18 protein-coding genes are annotated in these 18,854 nt (G+C 69.2%); 10 read left to right on the top strand and 8 right to left on the bottom strand.

Translation table 11 applies throughout. From position 1 onward, the window contains the following. Window positions 1-88: 88 nt before the first annotated feature. Complete coding sequence (locus ACIA58_RS15855; protein ID WP_396404372.1) at window positions 89-1,453, top strand: MFS transporter; 1,365 nt, start codon at window positions 89-91, stop codon at window positions 1,451-1,453. Here ACIA58_RS15855 and ACIA58_RS15860 read toward each other — a convergent pair. After that, window positions 1,450-2,544 (bottom strand): S-(hydroxymethyl)mycothiol dehydrogenase, encoded by a 1,095-nt coding sequence (locus ACIA58_RS15860; RefSeq protein WP_396404373.1) that lies wholly within the window; start codon window positions 2,542-2,544, stop codon window positions 1,450-1,452. The genes ACIA58_RS15855 and ACIA58_RS15860 overlap by 4 nt on opposite strands. Before the next feature lie 252 nt (window positions 2,545-2,796). Here ACIA58_RS15860 and ACIA58_RS15865 point away from each other — a divergent pair, with 252 nt between their 5' ends. The 4 genes from ACIA58_RS15865 (at window position 2,797) to ACIA58_RS15880 (ending at window position 6,474) form a co-directional block, all read left to right on the top strand. After that, window positions 2,797-3,687, top strand: coding sequence for an ABC transporter ATP-binding protein (locus ACIA58_RS15865; RefSeq protein ID WP_396404374.1), 891 nt, complete (start codon window positions 2,797-2,799; stop codon window positions 3,685-3,687). Next, the gene (locus tag ACIA58_RS15870; protein WP_396404375.1) at window positions 3,687-4,499 is read left to right on the top strand and encodes an ABC transporter permease; all 813 of its coding nucleotides are present in this window, start codon (window positions 3,687-3,689) and stop codon (window positions 4,497-4,499) included. The genes ACIA58_RS15865 and ACIA58_RS15870 overlap by 1 nt, the downstream gene beginning before the upstream one ends. 119 nt (window positions 4,500-4,618) lie before the next feature. After that, a complete protein-coding gene (locus ACIA58_RS15875; RefSeq protein ID WP_396404376.1) occupies window positions 4,619-5,836 on the top strand; it encodes a sensor histidine kinase in 1,218 nt (405 codons plus the stop codon). Continuing rightward, the gene (locus ACIA58_RS15880) at window positions 5,833-6,474 is read left to right on the top strand and encodes a response regulator (protein WP_396404377.1); all 642 of its coding nucleotides are present in this window, start codon (window positions 5,833-5,835) and stop codon (window positions 6,472-6,474) included. Before ACIA58_RS15875 ends, ACIA58_RS15880 begins: the two co-directional genes overlap by 4 nt. Here the strand turns inward: ACIA58_RS15880 and ACIA58_RS15885 are convergent. The 3 genes from ACIA58_RS15885 to ACIA58_RS15895 are packed head-to-tail and all read right to left on the bottom strand — an operon-like array spanning window position 6,471 to window position 8,007. Further along, window positions 6,471-7,025: a hypothetical protein gene (locus ACIA58_RS15885; protein ID WP_396404378.1), complete on the bottom strand. Its 555-nt coding sequence runs from the start codon at window positions 7,023-7,025 to the stop codon at window positions 6,471-6,473. The two genes, ACIA58_RS15880 and ACIA58_RS15885, sit on opposite strands and share 4 nt — an antisense overlap. Then, window positions 7,026-7,190: a hypothetical protein gene (locus tag ACIA58_RS15890; protein WP_396404379.1), complete on the bottom strand. Its 165-nt coding sequence runs from the start codon at window positions 7,188-7,190 to the stop codon at window positions 7,026-7,028. A gap of 37 nt (window positions 7,191-7,227) precedes the next feature. Further along, entirely contained in the window at window positions 7,228-8,007 is a 780-nt protein-coding gene (locus ACIA58_RS15895) for an isoprenyl transferase (protein ID WP_396404984.1), read from the bottom strand. 224 nt (window positions 8,008-8,231) lie between these two features. Here ACIA58_RS15895 and ACIA58_RS15900 point away from each other — a divergent pair, with 224 nt between their 5' ends. Both ACIA58_RS15900 and ACIA58_RS15905 read left to right on the top strand, forming a co-directional pair. Further along, window positions 8,232-8,849, top strand: coding sequence for a hypothetical protein (locus ACIA58_RS15900; RefSeq protein ID WP_396404380.1), 618 nt, complete (start codon window positions 8,232-8,234; stop codon window positions 8,847-8,849). Then, window positions 8,843-9,838, top strand: a complete 996-nt coding sequence (locus ACIA58_RS15905) for a hypothetical protein (RefSeq protein WP_396404381.1) — start codon at window positions 8,843-8,845, stop codon at window positions 9,836-9,838. The genes ACIA58_RS15900 and ACIA58_RS15905 overlap by 7 nt, the downstream gene beginning before the upstream one ends. Before the next feature lie 89 nt (window positions 9,839-9,927). Here the strand turns inward: ACIA58_RS15905 and recO are convergent, their stop codons facing one another. From recO to ACIA58_RS15920, 3 genes are read right to left on the bottom strand one after another with little or no spacing between them, the layout of a single operon-like run. Further along, entirely contained in the window at window positions 9,928-10,662 is a 735-nt protein-coding gene (recO, locus tag ACIA58_RS15910) for a DNA repair protein RecO (RefSeq protein WP_396404382.1), read from the bottom strand. Between the two features lie 12 nt (window positions 10,663-10,674). Then, on the bottom strand, window positions 10,675-11,514 hold the full coding sequence (locus tag ACIA58_RS15915; RefSeq protein WP_396404383.1) for an SDR family oxidoreductase: 840 nt from the start codon (window positions 11,512-11,514) through the stop codon (window positions 10,675-10,677). Beyond that, a complete protein-coding gene (locus tag ACIA58_RS15920) occupies window positions 11,511-12,500 on the bottom strand; it encodes an aldo/keto reductase (protein ID WP_396404384.1) in 990 nt (329 codons plus the stop codon). The genes ACIA58_RS15915 and ACIA58_RS15920 overlap by 4 nt, the downstream gene beginning before the upstream one ends. Before the next feature lie 175 nt (window positions 12,501-12,675). On the opposite strand from ACIA58_RS15920, the gene ACIA58_RS15925 reads away from it, so the two are divergent. The 3 genes from ACIA58_RS15925 (at window position 12,676) to ACIA58_RS15935 (ending at window position 17,367) form a co-directional block, all read left to right on the top strand. Next, the gene (locus ACIA58_RS15925) at window positions 12,676-15,771 is read left to right on the top strand and encodes an FtsX-like permease family protein (RefSeq protein WP_396404385.1); all 3,096 of its coding nucleotides are present in this window, start codon (window positions 12,676-12,678) and stop codon (window positions 15,769-15,771) included. A gap of 115 nt (window positions 15,772-15,886) precedes the next feature. Beyond that, on the top strand, window positions 15,887-16,723 hold the full coding sequence (locus ACIA58_RS15930; protein ID WP_396404386.1) for an ABC transporter ATP-binding protein: 837 nt from the start codon (window positions 15,887-15,889) through the stop codon (window positions 16,721-16,723). After that, window positions 16,720-17,367, top strand: a complete 648-nt coding sequence (locus ACIA58_RS15935) for an ABC transporter ATP-binding protein (RefSeq protein ID WP_396404387.1) — start codon at window positions 16,720-16,722, stop codon at window positions 17,365-17,367. Before ACIA58_RS15930 ends, ACIA58_RS15935 begins: the two co-directional genes overlap by 4 nt. Window positions 17,368-17,392: 25 nt before the next feature. Here the strand turns inward: ACIA58_RS15935 and ACIA58_RS15940 are convergent, their stop codons facing one another. Continuing rightward, window positions 17,393-18,850: a GNAT family N-acetyltransferase gene (locus tag ACIA58_RS15940; RefSeq protein WP_396404388.1), complete on the bottom strand. Its 1,458-nt coding sequence runs from the start codon at window positions 18,848-18,850 to the stop codon at window positions 17,393-17,395. Window positions 18,851-18,854: the final 4 nt, after the last annotated feature.

Here is an 18,854-nt window from a genome sequence, read left to right on the forward strand (position 1 = left end):
CCGCCGGAATTCATCGCTGCGGCGCCGATGAATTCGCGAGTCCGGCCAGGTACATACCCACGTCCTGACTCGACGAGGGAGACACCTGATGGCCACAGTGATGATCGACCGCCCGGCCGATGCCGGCGCCCGCCGCGGACTGATGCTCGCCCTACTGCTGCTCGGCCAGTTCATGGCTCTGCTGGACACGTCCGTCGTCAACGTCGCGATGCCCACCATCGGCGCCGGCTTCCACGCGTCGGGGGCGTGGCTGCAACTGGTCGTCGGCGGCTACATGGTCGCGTACGCGATGACACTGATCACCGGTGCCCGGCTCGGCGACCTGTACGGCCGCCGCCGGATGTATCTGATCGGCGTCGTGCTGTTCACGCTCGCGTCGCTCGCCTGCGGCCTGGCGCCGGCGATCCTGCCGCTGGTCCTGTTCCGCTTCGCCCAAGGGATGGCGGCGGCGGTGATGGTGCCGCAGATCATGAGCGTGATCCAGACGCACTTCACCGGTCCGGCCCGCGCCAAGGCGCTGTCGGCGTACGGTGCGACGCTGTCCGCCGGCCAGGTGGCCGGCCTGGTCGTCGGCGGCCTGCTCCTCGCCGCGAACCTGTTCGGGTCCCAGTGGCGCCCGATCTTCCTGATCAACGTCCCGGTCGGCGTGCTCCTCGCGGTCCTGGTGCCCCGGCTGGTACCGGCCGACCGGCCGACCGGTGCGCGTCGCCTGGACCTGCCCGGGCTGGCGATATCGACCTGCGCCGTACTCCTGCTGGTGCTGCCGATGGTGATCGGGCACGAGCTTGGCTGGCCGCGGTGGACGTTCATCTGCTTCGGCGCGGGGCTCGGCCTCGCGGTGGTCTTCGTCCGGGTCGAGCGCCGGGTCGTCGATCCGCTGCTCAACCTCGACGTTCTCCGCGCTCGCGGCCTCGCGGCCGGCATCACGACGCTCGCCTGCACGCTGCTGGCCGTCGCCGGGTTCATGTTCAGCTTCACCCTGCACCTGCAGAACGGACTCGGCGAGTCGGCCCTCCACTCGGGGCTTACCTGGCTCCCCTTCGCCGTCACCTTCGGTCTGGTCGGGTTCTGCTGGCGTTCGCTCCCGAGCCGGCTGCATCACCTGGTCGTCCCCACCGGCCTCGCGCTGTGCATGCTCGGGTACGTCGGCATCGGGCTCGGCGCCGGTTGGCTCGTGTGGCCCGCGCTGGTCCTGGCCGGCGCAGGCATGGGCCTGTCCGCCAGCCCGCTCGTCACCCAATCCCTGGTCCACGTCCCACTGAGCAGAGCGGCCGATGCGAGCGGTGTCCTCACCACGACCATCCAGCTGAGCCAGGTCGGCGGCGTGACGATCTTCGGAACCTTGTTCCTGTCAGGGGGCTCCCTCGCCACGACGAGCTGGTTCCTGGCCGTCGCCGCCGCCATCGGCATCGTCGCGGGCAGCTTCCTCGCCCGCAGCGTCCGCCAGGCTTAGAACACGACCACCGAACGCAGTACGTCGCCGTGGTGCATCTTCGTGAACGCGGCCTCGACCTCGTCCAGCGCGATCGTCTCCGAGACGAAGCGGTCCAGCGGCAGGCGGCCCTGGAGGTGGAGGTCGATCAGCAACGGGAAGTCGCGGGTCGGCAGGCAGTCGCCGTACCAGCTGGACTTGAGCGAACCGCCGCGGCCGAAGAAGTCGAGGAGCGGCATCTCCAGCGTCATCTCAGGCGTGGGTACGCCGACGAGCACCACCGTGCCGGCGAGATCCCGCGCGTAGAAGGCCTGCTTCCAGGTCTCCGGACGGCCGACCGCATCGATCACGACGTCCGCACCGAAACCACCCGTCAACTCCTGCACCGCTGCGACCACCCCGTCGTGATCGAGGCCCTTGGAGTTGATCGTGTGCGTCGCGCCGAGCTCCTGCGCGGTCGAGAGCTTGCGCTCGTCGAGGTCGATCGCGATGACCTTCGCCGCTCCCGCGAGACGGGCTCCGACGACGGCCGCAGTACCGACACCGCCCGAACCGATCACCGCCACCGTGTCACCGCGGCCGACATTGCCGGTGTTGATCGCCGCGCCGAGCCCGGCCATCACGCCGCAGCCGAGCAGGCCGGCGACCTCGGGCTTGGCGGCCGGATCCACCTTCGTGCACTGACCGGCCGCGACCAGCGTCTTGTCCGCGAACGCGCCGATCCCGAGCGCGGGGCTCAGCTCGGTCCCGTCCTTGAGCGTCATCTTCTGCTTGGCGTTGTGCGTGTTGAAGCAGTACCAGGGCCGGCCGCGCAGGCAGGCGCGACAGTTGCCGCACACGGCCCGCCAGTTCAGTACGACGAAATCGCCCGGCTGGATGTCTGTGACACCGTCGCCGACCGACTCCACGATCCCGGCCGCCTCGTGGCCGAGCAGGAACGGGAAGTCGTCGTTGATCCCACCCTCCCGGTAATGCAGGTCGGTGTGGCAGACCCCGCAGGCCTGGACCTTCACCACCGCCTCGCCCGGACCCGGGTCCGGGATCGTGATCTCCTCGATCGACACCGGCGCACCCTTGCCCGCCGCCACCACACCACGCACCGTCTGAGCCATTCCCCGAACCTAACCGGCCCGCGCCCCTCCCGTCAGCCCCGCCCCGCGCGTCTCGCAGTACCGAACGACGGGTACTGGTCTCCCGCCGACGCCACCGCCCCGCCTGACCGGGCCTGCGGAGGCGCCCGCGACCCCACCACTACCCGTTCTTCGGTACGCCCCGGCGGACGGCGCCGTGTCCCCCGGTCGGTGGACAGGGAGTCAGCCGGGCGGTGCTCCCCCGGGATGCCGCCTCGACGGGAGAGTTGAGGCATGGAGAACGACAACGCAGTGAGGGTGCGCGGCCTGGTCAAGCGGTACCCGGACAAGGTCGCAGTCGACGGCGTCGATCTGGACATCCACCGGGGCGAGGTGTTCGCCCTGCTCGGTCCGAACGGGGCCGGCAAAACGACGACCACGGAGATTCTGGAGGGGTATCGCCGGGCCGACGAGGGTGAGATCAGCGTGCTGGGGACCGACCCGGCGCACGCCGACCGGGACTGGCGGGCCCGGCTCGGGATCGTGCTGCAGACGTCCCGCGACGAGGCCGAGTCGACGGTGTCCGAGCTGGTGAACCACTACGCCGGCTACTACCCGAACCCCCGCGACCCCGACGAGGTGATCGCCGCCGTCGGGCTGGAGGACAAGCGCAAGACCCGGCCGCGCAAGCTGTCCGGCGGTCAGCGCCGCCGCCTCGACGTGGCACTGGGCGTCGTCGGCAACCCGGAGCTGCTGTTCCTGGACGAGCCGACCACCGGGTTCGACCCCGAGGCACGCCGCCAGTTCTGGACCCTGATCGAGAACCTGAGCACCAGCGGCACGACGATCCTGCTCACCACCCACTACCTGGACGAGGCCGAGCACCTGGCCGACCGGGTCGGCGTGATCGCCGACGGCCGGATGATCGAGATCGGTACGCCGGAGACGCTCGGCGGGCGCGGCGCCCGGACCGCGCGGGTCTCCTGGACCGACGCCGACGGACCGCACGAACTGCGCACCGACCGGCCGACCGCCGAGGTGGCCGCGCTGATGGCCCGCTTCGACGGCGAGGTCCCCGAACTCGAGGTCAGGCGCCCGAGCCTGGAAGACATCTACCTGGAGCTGATCGGCAAGGCCACCGCCGCCGACATCCCTGCCGTTGCGATCGAAGCTGGAGCACTCTGATGGCCGACACCAAAGCTTTGCCGTCCACCCTCTCGGTGGGCCTGGCCCGGACCAAGCTCGAGGTCCGTGAGTTCTTCCGCGAGCGGGAAGCGCTGATCTTCACGTTCTTCTTCCCGATCATCTTCCTCGGCATCTTCTCCGCCGTCTTCGGCAGCACCGACTTCGACGGCGTCAACGCCGCGACCTACTTCACCCCCGGGATGATCGCCTCCGGCATCTTCCTGAGCAGCTTCCAGTCGCTCGCGATCAGCATCGCGCTCGAGCGCGACGAGGGCCTGCTCAAGCGGCTCCGCGGTACCCCGATGCCCCCGCAGGCCTACTTCATCGGCAAGATCGGCCAGGTCCTGGTCACCTCGATCCTGCAGATCGCGTTGCTGCTGGCGATCTCCGGGCTGCTGCTCGGCGTCGACCTGCCGACCGAGCCGGGCAAGTGGCTGGACTTCGCCTGGATCTTCGTCCTCGGCACGGCGTCCGGTTCGGTGCTCGGGATCGCGTTCAGTGTCGTGCCCAAGTCCGGCAAGGCCGCGTCCGCCGTCATCACGCCGATCGTCCTGCTGCTGCAGTTCATGTCCGGCGTGTACTTCGTCTACAGCAGCCTGCCGGCCTGGATGCGCAACGTCGCCTCCGTCTTCCCGCTGAAGTGGCTGGCCCAGGGCATGCGGTCGGTGTTCCTGCCGGACGGGTTCCAGCTGACCGAGCCGGCCAAGTCCTGGCAGCTCGGCACCGGCGCGATCGTGCTCTCGATCTGGCTGGTCGTCGGCCTCTTCCTCGCCCAGCGGGTGTTCCGCTGGACCCGCCGGGACGCCGGCTGATGAACCAGGTCACCGGTACGACGTCGGCCCTCCCGGACCGGCGTCGTACCGAGCTGTCCACAGCCTCCGCGGGACCCGCGTGGACCGGACCTCGTCTGTGGATCCTCATGTGGAGGAAGATGGGGTCCGTGCAGAGGACGAGCGGTGGCGCCGGACAGCCCGTGTGGAACCGGACGCTGGTCGGATGGCACATCGTCTTCTGGGTGCTGCTCGGAATGACGCTGGCGTTGTCGTTCCTGGGGCATCTGGGGACGACCAGGCAGGCGGTATTCGCCGGTACGGTCGTCGTGCTCGGGGCGGCGTACCAATTCATCGGCCTGCCCGCGATCCGGTCGCGGCGCACGCTCCCGTCGTACATCTATCGGCTGGTGCTGATCGCGTCGCTGGTGGTGCTGATCGGGGTCTATCCGCAGTCGGTGTTCCTGATGTTCATCGCCTCTGCGCAGATCTGGTTGCTGTGCGAGGACATCCGCGAAGGGATCGGGCTCAGCCTGCTGCTGGTGCTCGGCGTCGGTACGGCGCAGTTGTGGAGCGCCGGGTGGGGCTGGCAGGCGTTCTGGGAGATCCTGCCGTGGATGCTGGTCAGCCTCGTGGTCAGCCTGCTGTTCGGGATCTGGATCGAGAAGGTCATCACGCAGAGTCAACAGCGGGCCGAGCTGATCGAGCAGCTCGAGTCTGCGCGGGACGAGCTCGCCGAGGCGCACCACAGTGCGGGTGTGATGGCCGAGCGGGAGCGGATGGCGCGGGAGATCCACGACACGCTCGCGCAGGGGATGACGAGCATCGTGATGCTGGCGCAGGCCGCGGCGGTCGAGCTGTCGCGCGGCGCCGACGCCTCGGCGCGACTGGCGGCGATCGAGGACACCGCCCGGGAGAACCTGGCCGAGGCGCGTGCCTTGGTTGCCGCGTTCACCCCAGTTGCGTTGTCAGAGGCAACGTTGACCGAGGTACTGCGTCGGCAGGCGGAGCGGTTCGCGGCCGAGACGGGAGTCGACGTACAGGTGTCGCTGGACCTGCCTGACGACGAGGTCGCGGCGCTGCCGCAGGCGCAGCAGGTGGTGCTGCTGCGGTCGGCGCAGGAGGCGCTGGCCAACGTCCGCAAGCATGCGCGCGCGACGCAGGTGCGGATCACGCTCGGGTTGTCGGACGACGGGGTGTGGATCGAGATCCGCGACGACGGGTCCGGGTTCACGCCGGAGGCCGAGTCGGCTGGGTTCGGATTGAACGCGATGCGCGGGCGGGTCGAGGAGTCGGGAGGTTCGGTCCAGGTGGAGAGTGCGCCGGGACGTGGTACGCGGGTGCAGGTGCTGATCCCGGCTATGCAGGAGGATGCGTGATTCGGGTTCTGGTGGTCGACGATCATCCGGTCGTGCGGTCAGGTCTGACCGGGATGTTGTCGGTGACCGAGGACATCTCCGTCGTCGGTGAGGCCGGGGACGGTTCGGAGGCGGTGGCGCTGGTCGAGTCAACCCGGCCGGACGTCGTACTGATGGATCTGCGGATGCCGCGGATGGACGGCGTGACCGCGACCGGTGCGATCGTGTCCGGTTACCCGTCGACGCGGGTGCTCGTGCTGACGACGTACGACACCGACACCGACATCCTGCACGCCGTCGAGGCGGGCGCCGCGGGGTACTTGCTGAAGGACACGCCGCACGTCGAGCTGCTCAACGGGATCCGTGCGGCGGCTCGTGGTGAAACGGTCCTGGCCCCGCCTGTTGCGGCCCGGCTGATGTCGCGCCTGCGTACGCCGGCCGCACCCGCCGCCGCATCGCCGTCGCCGCGCGAACTGGAGGTCCTGGCTGCCGTGGCTCGGGGTCTCAGCAATGCGGAGATCGGGCGCGAACTCTTCATTGGCGAGGCCACGGTGAAGACCCACCTGCAGCGGCTGTTCGCGAAGCTGGACGTCGACGACCGCACGCGCGCCGTCACGGTCGCTATCGAACGCGGCTTGCTGCCGTCGCCTGGCCGCTAGCGCTGGACGCCGCTGTCGTGCTCCTGGCCCTGGGGGTGCCTTTGGCCTTGCTGCTGTGCGCTGCCGGCGGGGTGTTGCGCTGCTCTGCTCGTTGGATTGCCGGCGACCTGCGCCGTCTTGGCCAACTGCATCGCCTCGTTGGAGATGTTGATCGCGTACTCCGTCGACCGTCCGACCTCTTGCCTGCGCGCGGCGACGGTCTCACGCACCTCGCTCATCACCGCTGCTGAGGCCCTCGGCTCATCGATTGCCCGAGTGAGCCCCGTCTCGGCGTTCTTCGTGATCTGCCGAACCCCGTGCACCTTGTCCAGCAGGTCGCGCGTCTGCTGCGTCCCGCCGTACTCCGGCGTGCGGTGAAGCGCGTCGGCCTGCTCCAACGCTGACTGAAGCTGACGTCCGCTGTCAGCCAGACCGTCACGCAACATCGTTGCGTCCTGCAACGATTCCCGCCCGTCGAGCACCCGCCCGACCCGGTCGAGCACCTGTCGCGCCACGTGCATCGCCGTCGCCACCTGATCGGTCCGACGGGCAATGTCGTTCACGTCAGCCATTCAGTGCTCCTCGTGGTCGTCCTTTGACTGCTGGTCGGCCTCTGCCTGCTCGTCGTCCGCCAGCCTCGCGCGCAGGTCCTCGGTCATCCGGCGGACCTTCTCCCGCGCAGCGTGCAACTCTCGTTCCACGGCCTGCCGCGGGGTCTCGTTCCCATTGATTGTCACAATGAGCGTAGACGCGAGCCGGGCCGTGGTTGGTTCCTCAGCTTTCGGCGGGGACCTCGTTCGGGATCGCGCCGCCGTACCTGCGGTCGCGCTGGGCGTAGATCTCGATCGCCCGCCACAGGTCGCGGCGGTCGAAGTCCGGCCAGAGCGTGTCCAGGAACACCATCTCGGCGTACGCGAGCTGCCACACCAGGAAGTTGCTGGTCCGCTGCTCCCCCGACGAGCGGACGAACAGGTCCACCTCGGGGATGTCCGGCGCGTACAGATGCCGGGCGATCGTCTTCTCGGTGATCCGGTCCGGCTTGAGCTTGCCTGCGGCAACCTCTGCCGCGATCGACTTCATCGCGTCGGCGATCTCCGCCTGGCCGCCGTAGTTCACGCAGAACTGCAGGGTGATCGTGTCGTTGTCCTTGGTCCGCTCCTGCGCGTACTCGAGCTCGTCGATCACGCTCTTCCACAACCGCGGCCGCCGCCCGGACCACACCACCCGCACGCCCATCGCATCCAGCTCGTCCCGCCGCCGATGGATCACCTCGCGGTTGAACCCCATCAGGAACCGGACCTCCTCCGGCGACCGCGCCCAGTTCTCCGTCGAGAACGCGTACGCCGAGATGTACTTCACCCCGATGTCGATCCCGCCCTTGATCACATCGAGCAGGCTCGCCTCCCCCGCCTTGTGCCCCTCGGTCCGCGCCAGCCCCCGCTGCTTGGCCCACCGCCCGTTCCCGTCCATGACGATCGCCACATGCCGCGGCACCAACTCCTTCGGCACCCCCGGCACCCGGGCCCCCGACGGATGCGGCTCCGGCGGCACCACCACCTTCTTCTCCCCCGAACCCCCCAAAACCCCTCGACCCCGACGACGACCAATAGGCGACATACCCCGCATCCTCCCACCCGCGCGGCACCACTCCCACGCCCACCCAGCCGTACGCCCCACCCCACCTGCAACAACCTGCAACCTGTGGATAACCCACCCCGGCGAACACCCTCCGTATGCAACCCTTACACCAACAGCACCCAAGAACGGAGCCCCACCCCATGCCCCGCCGACCGGCCCTCGCCCCCGCCCTCGCCGCCCTCTGCGCCGCCATGGTGCTAACCGCGTGCAACGGGTCCCCGGAGGCAGGCAGGCCTAATACCGTTCCGGTCGCCACTACGCCGTCATCAAGTTCAACACCCTCGGAGACCCCTTCCGGGCCGCAATGGACGGCGGAGGAGCAGACAGCGATCACTGCCTCGAACAAGCAGTACGCAGCCGCTCGGGTCGCCATCGACGTTGCGCTGGCAGCACCGGCCAAGGCAGACCGAACCAAGTTGGAGAGCGCCGGCAACGGAGGTACGTGGATCAATACGGTCCTCGAGGACATCGTCAACTTCCAGGACTACGGCTGGTACGAGACGGGTAGCACGAAGGTGGTCCACACACAGGTGTCGGCCGTCAATCTCAAGCTCCAGCAGCCCCAAGTCGATTTGATCAACTGCATCGACAGTTCGGCGGTCATCATCCGGTCTCAGCAGACTGGCAAGCCGATCCCGATCGGCGCGGGCACGAGCAAGCGCCAGAAGGTTTCGTCTCGGATGGTTTACGCCCCAGCGGCGACCGGCGGCGCGAAACGCTGGTGGCTGATCGCGGAGAAGGAGTTGGGCGTATGTTGAGGCGCCTCTCCAGATTTACCCTCACAGCAATCGTGATCCTCGCGGCCCAGCCACAACTTGCGAACGCCGAGACGCGCCCTCCGAAACCAGGGCCTGACTATGTGTGGAAATGTGTTGGAAGCCGACACTTTTGCGGCTGGGTCCTGAAGAGCTACGTCCAGAAGCCGGGCAAAGTCGCCCCCGGCAGGAAGCCGACAAAGAAGCCGGTGCAGATAGCCAAGCCAGTCTGTCACCTTCCTGGCGGTGCACTGCAGGCCTGTACGTCGGTGCTTGGCAACTGGTCGAACAGCCAGCAGTGCTACCTGCGTCGCGAAAGCCCTCAACCACCATTCAGTGATCCTCGCTGGCAGGGCCACACAGATGGCAGTATTTGGGCGTGTTTGCGCGAGCAAGGCTACGACGAAGGCAAACACATCGTAACGAAATGGGTCTGGCTGCCAGGTAAGCCCGACACCGTCGTCGTGGATCCGTTGACCCTTGTTTACGAAGCCATCGCGAGCATGAAACTCGCGCCGCCACTTGTAGAGACCGCGCCCAACGCGACTCAAATCGGCCTGGTGAACATGCCCGTTTGGCTCTGGGTAAACAAGTCGGAAAGCACGTGGGGACCGATCGTGCGTAGTGCGAGCGTGCCCGGTCTTGCGGTCACGGCAACGGCGCGGGTCAAAGCTGTCGACTGGTCGATGGGCGACGGGAGCACAGTGCGTTGCGAAGGTCCTGGGACGCCGTACGACGAATCGATGGGTGTGAAGGCCTCACCGACCTGCGGGCACCAGTACACCAAGACCTCACGTGAACTGCCGAGCTGCAAGTACCCGGTGACGGCGACCGCACAGTGGGACATCACCTGGCAGAGCACGCTGAGTGACACTGGACAGATCGCGATGACCGAGCAGGCCACCACTCAACTGCGAATCGGCGAGGCCGTGCCGGTGCTGGTTGATCCGGACGGTGGCGATGCGGTTGCGCCCACTAAGCCCGGATGTTGACCCTGGATCGATTGGCTTCATCTGCTGCAGCGGGCCGACTGGGTGGTTGGACTGTGAGCGTGAGCCCGGTCCAACTGTCTGAGACCTTGTTAGGAAGTCAGGTCTAGGTGGGGTAGGGAGCGGAGTTGGTTTTCTTGGTGGTAGGTGAAGAAGGCGGCTATTAGGCCGGTGGATTCTCGGCGGGTTCTGGGGTCGGCTTTCAGGGCGGTGGGCCAGTCGCCGGTGAGGAGGGCGGCCAGGTGGGTGACGGTGGGGAGGGATGGCATGGCTGAGGCCGGGGGGCGGCAGGTGGTGCAGACCATGCCGCCGGAGGCGGGGTTGAAGGCTCGGTGGGGGCCTGGTTCGCCGCAGCGGGCGCAGTCGTCGAAGGAGGGGGCGTAGCCGGAGATCGCCAGGGAGCGGAGGAGGAAGGAGTCGAGGACGAGGCCCGGGTCGCGTTCGCCGGTGGACAGGACCCGGAGGGCGCCGGCCAGCAGCAGGTGCTGCTGGGTGGCGGGCTCCTTCTCCTCGACGACCAAGCGGTCGGCGGTCTCCAGCAGGACGGTGCCGGTGGTGTACCGCGCGTAGTCGCCGACGATGCCCTCGCCGTACGCCGCGATCGACTCGGCCTGGGTGACCACGTCGAGCGTCCGGCCGGTCGCCAGTTGCAGGTCGACGTGGCTGAACGGCTCCAGGCGGGCGCCGAAGCGGGACGACGTACGGCGGACCCCCTTCGCTACCGCACGGACCTTGCCGTGGGCGCGGGTCAGCAGCGTGGCGATGCGGTCCGCCTCACCCAGCTTCTGGGTGCGCAGCACGATCGCCTGATCCCGGTAGAGCGGCACCGCACCAGTCTCTCACTGAGCGCGGACATACTCCTCGAACCCGGTCGGCTCGACGCCGGTGATGTCGCGTACGGCGGTGGACACCGGGCTGAGCTCCCCGCTGGCGATCGCGGCGTACGACGTCACCCAGCCGGCGACCTCCCACGCTGCGGCGCCGTAGGACTCGCGGGACCTGTAGGCCTCGTCGAGCGTCTCCGGCTCGTAGCGGACCTTGCGGCCCCAGACGTCGGTCAAGACCGCGGCCGCCTCGGCGAGCGTGAACGCGCGCGGCCCGGTGAGGTCGTAGGTCGCACCTGAGTGCTCGTCCGCTGAACCAGCGGAGGCCGAGCGCAGCACCGCCGCCGCCACGGCAGCCACGTCGTCCCGGGCGACCGCCGCGACCCGCCCGTCGCCGGCCGGTCCGCGGATCACCCCGTCCTCCCCCACGCCCCCGGACACGAAGTCCAGATACAGGTTGTCGCGCAGGAACGTGAAGTCGACACCGCTCGACCGGATGTGCTGCTCGGTGTGCCAGTGATCCCGCGCGAACGTGAAGGTCGCGCCCGGCGCCGCCCCGACGAACGACGTGTAGACGATCCGCCGCACCCCGGCCGCCACCGCCGCGTCGACGGTTGCCTTGTGCAACGCCACCCGATCCGCCGACTCCGTTGCGCTGAGCAACATCAGTACGTCGACCCCGTCGAGCGCGTCGAGCAGTGGCGCGTGCTCGCCGTACGCCGCCCGCGCGACCGACGCACCGGGCACCACCGGAGCCCGCTCCGGATCGCGCACGATCAGGCGCAGCGGTACGCCGGCCAGCCGCGACACGATCCGGGAACCGAGCTGTCCGGTCGATCCGGTGACGCCGATCACTTGCCCACCAGGTCCATCCCGCCGTCGGTGTACCGCTGCCCGGCGACCGCGTCCGGCGGGAACGCCTGGTCCAGCTCGACCCGCTCGGCCGGTGTCAGCACCACGTCCAGGGCGCCCAGGTTCTCGGCCAGGTACTTCTGCCGCTTCGTCCCCGGGATCGGCACGATGTCATTGCCCTGCGCAAGCAACCAGGCGAGCGCCAGCTGACCCGCCGTGACGCCCTTCGACGCGGCCAGCGCCTGCACCTGCGCGACCAGGTCGAGGTTGCGCTGGAAGTTCTCGCCCTGGAACCGCGGCAGCCCGCGCCGCATGTCGTCCTCGGGGAAGTCGGCCTCCGACTTGATCTGCCCGGTCAGGAACCCGCGACCGAGCGGGCTGAACGGCACGAACCCGACCCCGAGCTCCCGCAGCGTCGGCAGTACGACGGTCTCCGGGTCGCGCGTCCACAACGACCACTCGCTCTGCACGGCGGTGATCGGATGTACTGCGTGGGCCGCCCGCACGGTGTCCCCGTTCACCTCGGACAGACCGAGGTACCGGACCTTGCCCGCCTCCACCATCGAGGCCATCGCGCCGACCGTCTCCTCGATCGGCACCTGCGGGTCGCGCCGGTGCAGGTACCACAGGTCGACGTGGTCGACGCCGAGCCGCCGCAGCGACGCATCCAGGGCCTGACGCGCGTACGCAGGTGAGCCGTCGACGACCGTCGGCACGACCGCGCTGGCACCGGGCCGCTTGAAGCCGAACTTCGTCGCGAGCACGACCTCGTCGCGGCGCCCGGCCAGCGCCCGGCCGACAAGCTCCTCGTTCTCGCCGTCGCCGTACACGTCGGCGGTGTCGATGAAGGTGCAGCCCGCGTCGATGGCGGCGTGCAGCGTCGCGATGGACTCGGAGTCGTCGGCCCGCAGGCCGTACGACTGGGACATCCCCATGCAGCCGAGGCCGAGGGCGGAAACGGTCAGGTCACCGAGCTGGGATTCACGCATGCCTCCGAACCTACCGCCGCACGCTCCGTTCACCGACCGAGGGGCCGCGCTGGTCACGGTGAGTGAGACATTTCCTGCCTAGACAACATTAATGTGACATTTTGCCGCGACTCGGCACAAAGACCGCAACATTCCATATCTTCGGCAGGCACGAGCGGCATCAAAAGGGGTGGACATGTTCCTGCGACGGGCGCTGCGGTACCGCTGGGCACAGGCCCTCGTACTGACCGGCATCAGTCTGCTGATCGGTACCTGTGCCGTGTTCGGGCCGTGGTTCGCGCGCGCCGTCGAGCAGACGGTGATGACCGAGACCCTGTCCGGGCAGAGCCTGCCCGCGTCCTGGCTGCTCGCCTCGCCAGGACCGCAGGTCGGGATCAGCACCCACCCGGAGAACCTCGACAAGCTGCTCCCCGCCGACCTGAAGCCACTGTTCACCCAGCCCCTGCACGGCAGCTACAACGACGTGGGCTGGAGCAGCCCCGCCACCAAGGGTGACGCCTCGCCCGGCGCCCGCCTGCGCTGGCGGGACGGGTACTGCGCCCAGCTCACCGTCACCGAGGGCCGCTGTCCACAGGCGGCGAACGAGGTGATCGCTTCCGCCGTCGACAAGACGATCTGGGAGTTCCACATCGGCACGACCGTGGTCGCGACGCCGAGCGACGTCGGCAAGGGCGGCGGCCGACTCACCATCGTCGGCTTCTACCAGCCGAAGCAGGCCCGCGGCGACTTCTGGTACGGCGACTATCCGACCGGCCACTCGCACAAGCCGGCCGACAAGGACCCCGGCGCCGCCAACGAGTTCTTCACCGACAGCGCGACCTTCGCCGGCAACCAGTGGACGCAGCGGGTCACGTCGGACTTCCGGCCGATCCCCGGGGTGGCCCGGCTCGGTGACCTCGACCGCCTCAAGGACGCGACCGAGACGGTCAACGGCAACGCCAGGGAGATCGGCGTCGCCGCGCAGAACACGTCGTCGCTGGCCACGCTGGTCGACCAGATCCAGGCGGAGCGGAAGCAGGCCACCACGATCATCCCGCTGGTGATGGTGCAGGTCGCGTTGTTCGCGGTCGTCGTACTGGCGCTTGCGCTGGCAGCCGTCGTCGACCAGCGGCGCCCCGAGATCGCGCTGGCCCGGCTGCGGGGATCATCGACCAGGCGGACCCAGCGGGCGTTGTGCATCGAACTCGGCCTGCCCGTGCTGGTCGGCACCTTGCTCGGTGGGCTGGCGGGCTTCGCCTTGCTGCTGGTCGTACGCGCGACCTGGTTGCGGTACGGCGCCCCCATCGAGCTGCCCTGGACAGTCCCGGCCGCGCTCGCGGTGGCCGCAGTACTCGCCCTGATCGTGGTGGTGCTCCAGGTCCGAGGCACCGTCCGCCAGTCGATCTCCAGCCTGCTCCGGCGGGTCCTCCCACTGCGCCGCGGCCGGACGATCGGCCTGGCCGATCTGTGCATCATCGTGTTCGCGGTGGCCGGCCTGATCGCCGCGCTGACCGGCGACGGTCGTGGCCCGCTGCCGGTCCTCACGCCGGCGCTACTCGGGCTCGCAGCTGGTCTGACCTTCGCGCATCTGCTGCTGCCGACCGCTGGATTGATCAGTCGGCAGGCGCTGCGCCGCGGTCGGCTGGGCCTCGCGCTCGGGGCCTTGCAGATCTCGCGCCGACCGGCCGTGACCCGGATCGTGGCCGCTGTGGCGGTGGCGGCCGCGCTGCTCACGTTCGCCGGCCAGGCCTCGTCGATCGCCGCCGCCAACCGTGAGACCCGCTCCGGCTACGAGACCGGCGCCGAGGGCGTACTGCGGATGAACGCCCTGTATCTGAACGGGTTCCTCCAAACGGTCGACCAGGTCGATCCGGACCGCCACTGGCTGACCCCGGTGGTGATCTCGCGTCCGCCCTCCCCCGACGCACTGAAGTCGGAGATGATCGAGCCGGACAGCTTCCGGCGGATCGCGTTCCAGGGCGACCGGCTCACCGACGCGCAGGGCTGGCAGACGTTGCAGGCGCCGGCCGACGTGGCGCCGATCCAGTTCCGCAGCTCGCACCTCACCGCGACGGTCGCGGCGACCGCGATCAAGCCGCTCATCAGCCGCGACGCGAGCGGCACGCCGATCGACAGCGGCAAACCGAAGTCCGTCGTACTGCGGGCGAACGTCGTCAGCCATCGTGATGGCTCCCGCTTCCTGGTCTCGTTCCCGCCGCTGCCCCTCACGTCGACCAAGCCGGTCGTACTGCAGGCCGACGTCGAGTGTCTGGGCGGATGCGACCTGTTGCGCATCGGCATCGGCCGCGAGGCGCTCGACCCGGCCGGGGTGCAAGGCAACGTGGTGATCAGCAAGCTCTCCAGCGACGATCATCCGACCATCGACCTCGGCAAACCGGACGCCTGGCAGGCCGTCCCGCAACTCGGGTCCGACCAGAGCTCGATCGCGTCCGCGCCGGGTGGTGCGCTGACGATCGCGATGAAGAGCTTCGGCGCCGACCAGTTCCTGCAGTACGCGACGACCCCGCCGATCGTGCCGGCGCTGGTGACCCCGGAGTTCCACTACGTCGACCAGGTCACCAGCAGCCCGGCGGCGGACGGCAGCCCGATGACGCTGGCCAGGATCGACCGGCTGCGCGGACCGGTGAACAGGTACGGCGATCGCACCGCCGTGGTCGATCTCGAGACGGTACGGCGACTCGGCGGCGTCGTGGACGAAGGCGGGACGGACTTCGAGCTCTGGCTGAACAAGGACGGCCTGGCGAACGTCGACACGATCACCTACAAGCTCGCGAAGGCCGGGTACAACGCCGACCTGGTGGACCGCCGCGACGACCGGATCGCGGCGTACGGGCGGTCGGCGAGCGCGCTCGCGTTGCAGCTGACTCCGGTCGTCGGCATCGCGGCGTGGGTGCTGGCGATCGTCGTACTGCTGCTGACCGTCGTCACGTCGTGGCGCTCGCGGGCGCAGGACTACGCGAGCCTGAAGATCACCGGCGTACCGGCGAGCGCGACCGGGCGAGCCGCGCGCTGGGAGCAGACCGGTCCGGTCGCGCTGGCCGTCCTGCTCGGGACGATCTGTGGGCTGGTCGGTGCGCACGTCGCGCTGCCGCTGATACCGCTGTTCGCGACCAGCGGCGGGCCGGTGCCACTCGATCTCGGCGCCAGCTGGCCGGTCGCGCTTGCCCTCTGGGCCGGAGGTACGGCGATCCTCGCGGCTGTGACGCTGCTCCTCGGCAGCGGCGTCAACAGACGCTCCACCTACAACAGGATCCGGGAGGAGCTGACGTGACAGTGTTGAATGCCGCGACTCCGTCGCGGGGGTCACGGGGCTGTGACTCCCGGCCTTCCCTCGTCGCTCCGGTCGCTTCGCTCCCTCCGCTCCTCAGTCCAGGCCGGGAGGCCCCGTGACCGGCCTGGCGATCAGTACGACTGGACTTGTGCACATCTACAGGGCGCATGGCCACGATGTCGCCGCGCTCTCCGGTATCGGGATCACCGTACGGCCGGGTGAGCTGGTCGGGCTGCTCGGGCCGTCCGGTGCCGGCAAGTCGACGTTGCTGCAGCTGTGCGGCGGTCTGCTCACGCCGAGCGCGGGCCGGCTGCAGATCGGCGAGCACAATGTCGCCACGATGACCGACACCGAGCTGGACCGGATGCGCTCGGGTGACGTCGGCATCGTGCTGCAGGGTGCCGGCCGCAACCTCATTCCCTACCTGACGCCGGTCGACAACATCCGCTATGCGCAGCAGGCCGCACCACCAGGACGCGATCTCCCCGCTCCGGAGTCGATTCTCGAACTCGTTGGCCTGGGCAACCACGCGGCCACACCGCTGACCCAGCTGACACCCGGCCAGGTCCAGCTGTGTGCCGTTGCCGTCGGCATCGCAACGCTGCCCGGACTGCTGCTGGCCGACGAGCCGACCAGCCAGCTCGATCACCACGCCCGCGACGAGGTCCTCGCGGCACTCCGGACGATCAACACCGAGACCGGGATGACGGTCCTTCTCGTCACCCACGACCCCGAGGTCGCCGCGACGCTCCCCCGGACGATCACGATCCGGGACGGCCGGATCGCCTCCGAGGGCCGATCGGGTGAGGAGTACGCCGTGGTCGCGGTCGACGGATCGTTGCCGCTGCCACCGCATGTGGCCGAGCTGCTGCCGGCCGGGACGCTCGTCCAGGTCACGACCGACGACGGCGTCATCCGGCTCACCCCCGTGGAGCAGGAGGGCAACCAGTGATCAACCTCAGCCAGGTGACGGTGCGGTACGGCGAGCTGACCGCGGTGTCGGACGTCTCGTTCACCGTCCCGCCGGGGTTCGTGCTCGCGGTCAGCGGGCCGTCCGGCGCCGGCAAGAGCTCGTTGCTGTGGGCAATCGCCGGCGCGGTACCGGCGGCGAAGGGCCAGGTCGAGATCGACGGGCTGGTGATCAAGGACCGGCCGACCGCGGCCGCGCACGGCGTCGTACTGATCCCGCAGGGCAACGGGCTCGCGCGGGTGCTGACCGCGCGCGAGAACCTCTCGATCCCTTTGCTGACCAGCCGAAAGCCGGGCGAAGAGGTCGAGCGGACGATCGAGCAGGCACTCGCGGGCGTCGGGTTGGAGGAGAGCGGCGACCACCTGGTCGAGGAGCTGTCCGGTGGCGAGCAGCAGCGCGTCGCAGTGGCTCGTGGGATCGCCCAGCAAGGGCGGGTTATCCTCGCCGACGAGTCCACCAGCGAACTCGACAGCACCAACCGCGAACGCGTCCTCGACCTGCTGCACGAGGAAGCCCGCCGCGGCGCGGCCGTCGTGATCGCCACCCACGACCCCAATGTCGCCGACAGCGCCGACGGCCACGCCATCATGGACGAGGGCCACCTCAGCTGGCTACGACGCCTCTGACCGGCGTCAGCTGTCGGTCGTCGCGTCAGAGCCCGAGTTGGGTCGGGGTGTTTGGCGGGCCGGCGTGCAGGACCTTCTCCAGCAGAGCCGGCAGGTCACGTGGGGCGAAGCGGCCCTCGTGGATGGTCAGCTCGGAGAGGGGCCACCACTTCATCGCGTGGACGTTCTCAGCGCGGAGCTCGGCTGGGGTCATGGTGCCGGCGGGGTCGAAGGCCTCGGTGCGGACCAGGAAGTAGTCGTTGAGGACGCCGTCGTATCCGGTGGCGTGGCCCTCGGCAACGACTTCCTGGTGCCACAGGTGTTGTGGATCGGGGAAGCCGCTCAGGCCGACTTCCTCCACGAGCTCACGGCGAAGCCCCTCGATCACGGTCTCACCGGCTTCGAGACCACCGCCGGGCGTCGCCCACAGCGGGCCGTCCGCGAACTCGAAGCGGACCAGCAGAACCCGGTCATCGGGGTCGAGGATCACGCCGCGGGCGGCCGGGCGCAGGCTCGGCAGGCGCAGCTCGAGCTCGCGGTGCTCCTCGATCGCGCGGAAGCCGAAGCGGGAGTTGACCTTGCGCATCGGGGCGTTCGAGAGCGCGGTCCAGGTGTGCAAGAAGCGCTGCGTCGTACGGTGTTTGGCCAGCTGCTCGAGGTTCGCCAGCTTCAGGTGAGTGCCCAGGTTGTGGCCGCGGTGCTCCCGCAGTACGAGCGTGTCGTCCTGCTGGGCGTGCTCGGCGTCGGCCCTCGGCAGGTACATCAACGTGTACCCGGCCGGGTCGCCCGCGGACGTGTGCGCCATCGTCACCAGGGCGAGGTAGTTGCGGTCGATCCGTGCCTCGCTGGCCTCCAGCTTGTCGACCGTCCACGGCACGAGCTCGCGGGTCATGCCTCCGGTCGGCACATCCAGGTCCATCGCCGTGTGCAGATCGGCGTACGCCTGCTGATGCTCCGGCGGGCACACTCCCGCCCACGAGGTCAGTTGATAGCCATCCAGCCGGCCCGCCGATTCCCGCAGGTCGTCCAGCCGCAGGTCGTCGTACGGCAGCGGCACGACGAGGTGCTCCTCGACGTGCTCCACCTCGAAGCCCAGTCGCTCCGCGAAGGCAGCCCCCGGCCAGGGCTCGGAGGGTACGCCGAGCTCGGTCTGGACGATCGTCCGGCCGAGCTGGGCCGATCGGGTCACGGCCCACTGCCACAGCGCCGTGCCGATCCCGCGCCGCCGGTGCTCCGCGGGCACGTCGATCTCGACCTCGACAGTGTCGAGGTTGTCGGTCAGCCGGTACTCGAACAGCATGCCGCCGAGTACTCGGTCGTCCTCGAACGCGGCCACGGCGATCCGCTGCTTCAGCGGGCTGGGGTTGCGCAGCGAGTAGCCGAGCGTCTCCCGCCCGGCCACCAGCGCAGCCTTCCGGCCGGCGACCGCACCGGCCCGGAAGGCGTCGTACCACTCGTCGAACAAGGCCAGGTCGGCCGGGTCGATCTCGGAGATCAAGATCACCCGG

The sequence above is a fragment of the Kribbella sp. NPDC051586 genome, assembly GCF_044453965.1.
In the GTDB taxonomy this organism is placed as follows: domain Bacteria; phylum Actinomycetota; class Actinomycetes; order Propionibacteriales; family Kribbellaceae; genus Kribbella.

Bases quoted from the DNA above. Each gene is read 5' to 3' on its own strand.
- ACIA58_RS15855 (WP_396404372.1), top strand. From the start codon at position 89: ATGGCCACAGTGATGATCGACCGCCCGGCCGATGCCGGCGCCCGCCGC.
- ACIA58_RS15860 (WP_396404373.1), bottom strand. From the start codon at position 2,544: ATGGCTCAGACGGTGCGTGGTGTGGTGGCGGCGGGCAAGGGTGCGCCG.
- ACIA58_RS15865 (WP_396404374.1), top strand. From the start codon at position 2,797: ATGGAGAACGACAACGCAGTGAGGGTGCGCGGCCTGGTCAAGCGGTAC.
- ACIA58_RS15870 (WP_396404375.1), top strand. From the start codon at position 3,687: ATGGCCGACACCAAAGCTTTGCCGTCCACCCTCTCGGTGGGCCTGGCC.
- ACIA58_RS15875 (WP_396404376.1), top strand. From the start codon at position 4,619: ATGGGGTCCGTGCAGAGGACGAGCGGTGGCGCCGGACAGCCCGTGTGG.
- ACIA58_RS15885 (WP_396404378.1), bottom strand. From the start codon at position 7,025: ATGGCTGACGTGAACGACATTGCCCGTCGGACCGATCAGGTGGCGACG.
- ACIA58_RS15900 (WP_396404380.1), top strand. From the start codon at position 8,232: ATGCCCCGCCGACCGGCCCTCGCCCCCGCCCTCGCCGCCCTCTGCGCC.
- ACIA58_RS15905 (WP_396404381.1), top strand. From the start codon at position 8,843: ATGTTGAGGCGCCTCTCCAGATTTACCCTCACAGCAATCGTGATCCTC.
- ACIA58_RS15920 (WP_396404384.1), bottom strand. From the start codon at position 12,500: ATGCGTGAATCCCAGCTCGGTGACCTGACCGTTTCCGCCCTCGGCCTC.
- ACIA58_RS15925 (WP_396404385.1), top strand. From the start codon at position 12,676: ATGTTCCTGCGACGGGCGCTGCGGTACCGCTGGGCACAGGCCCTCGTA.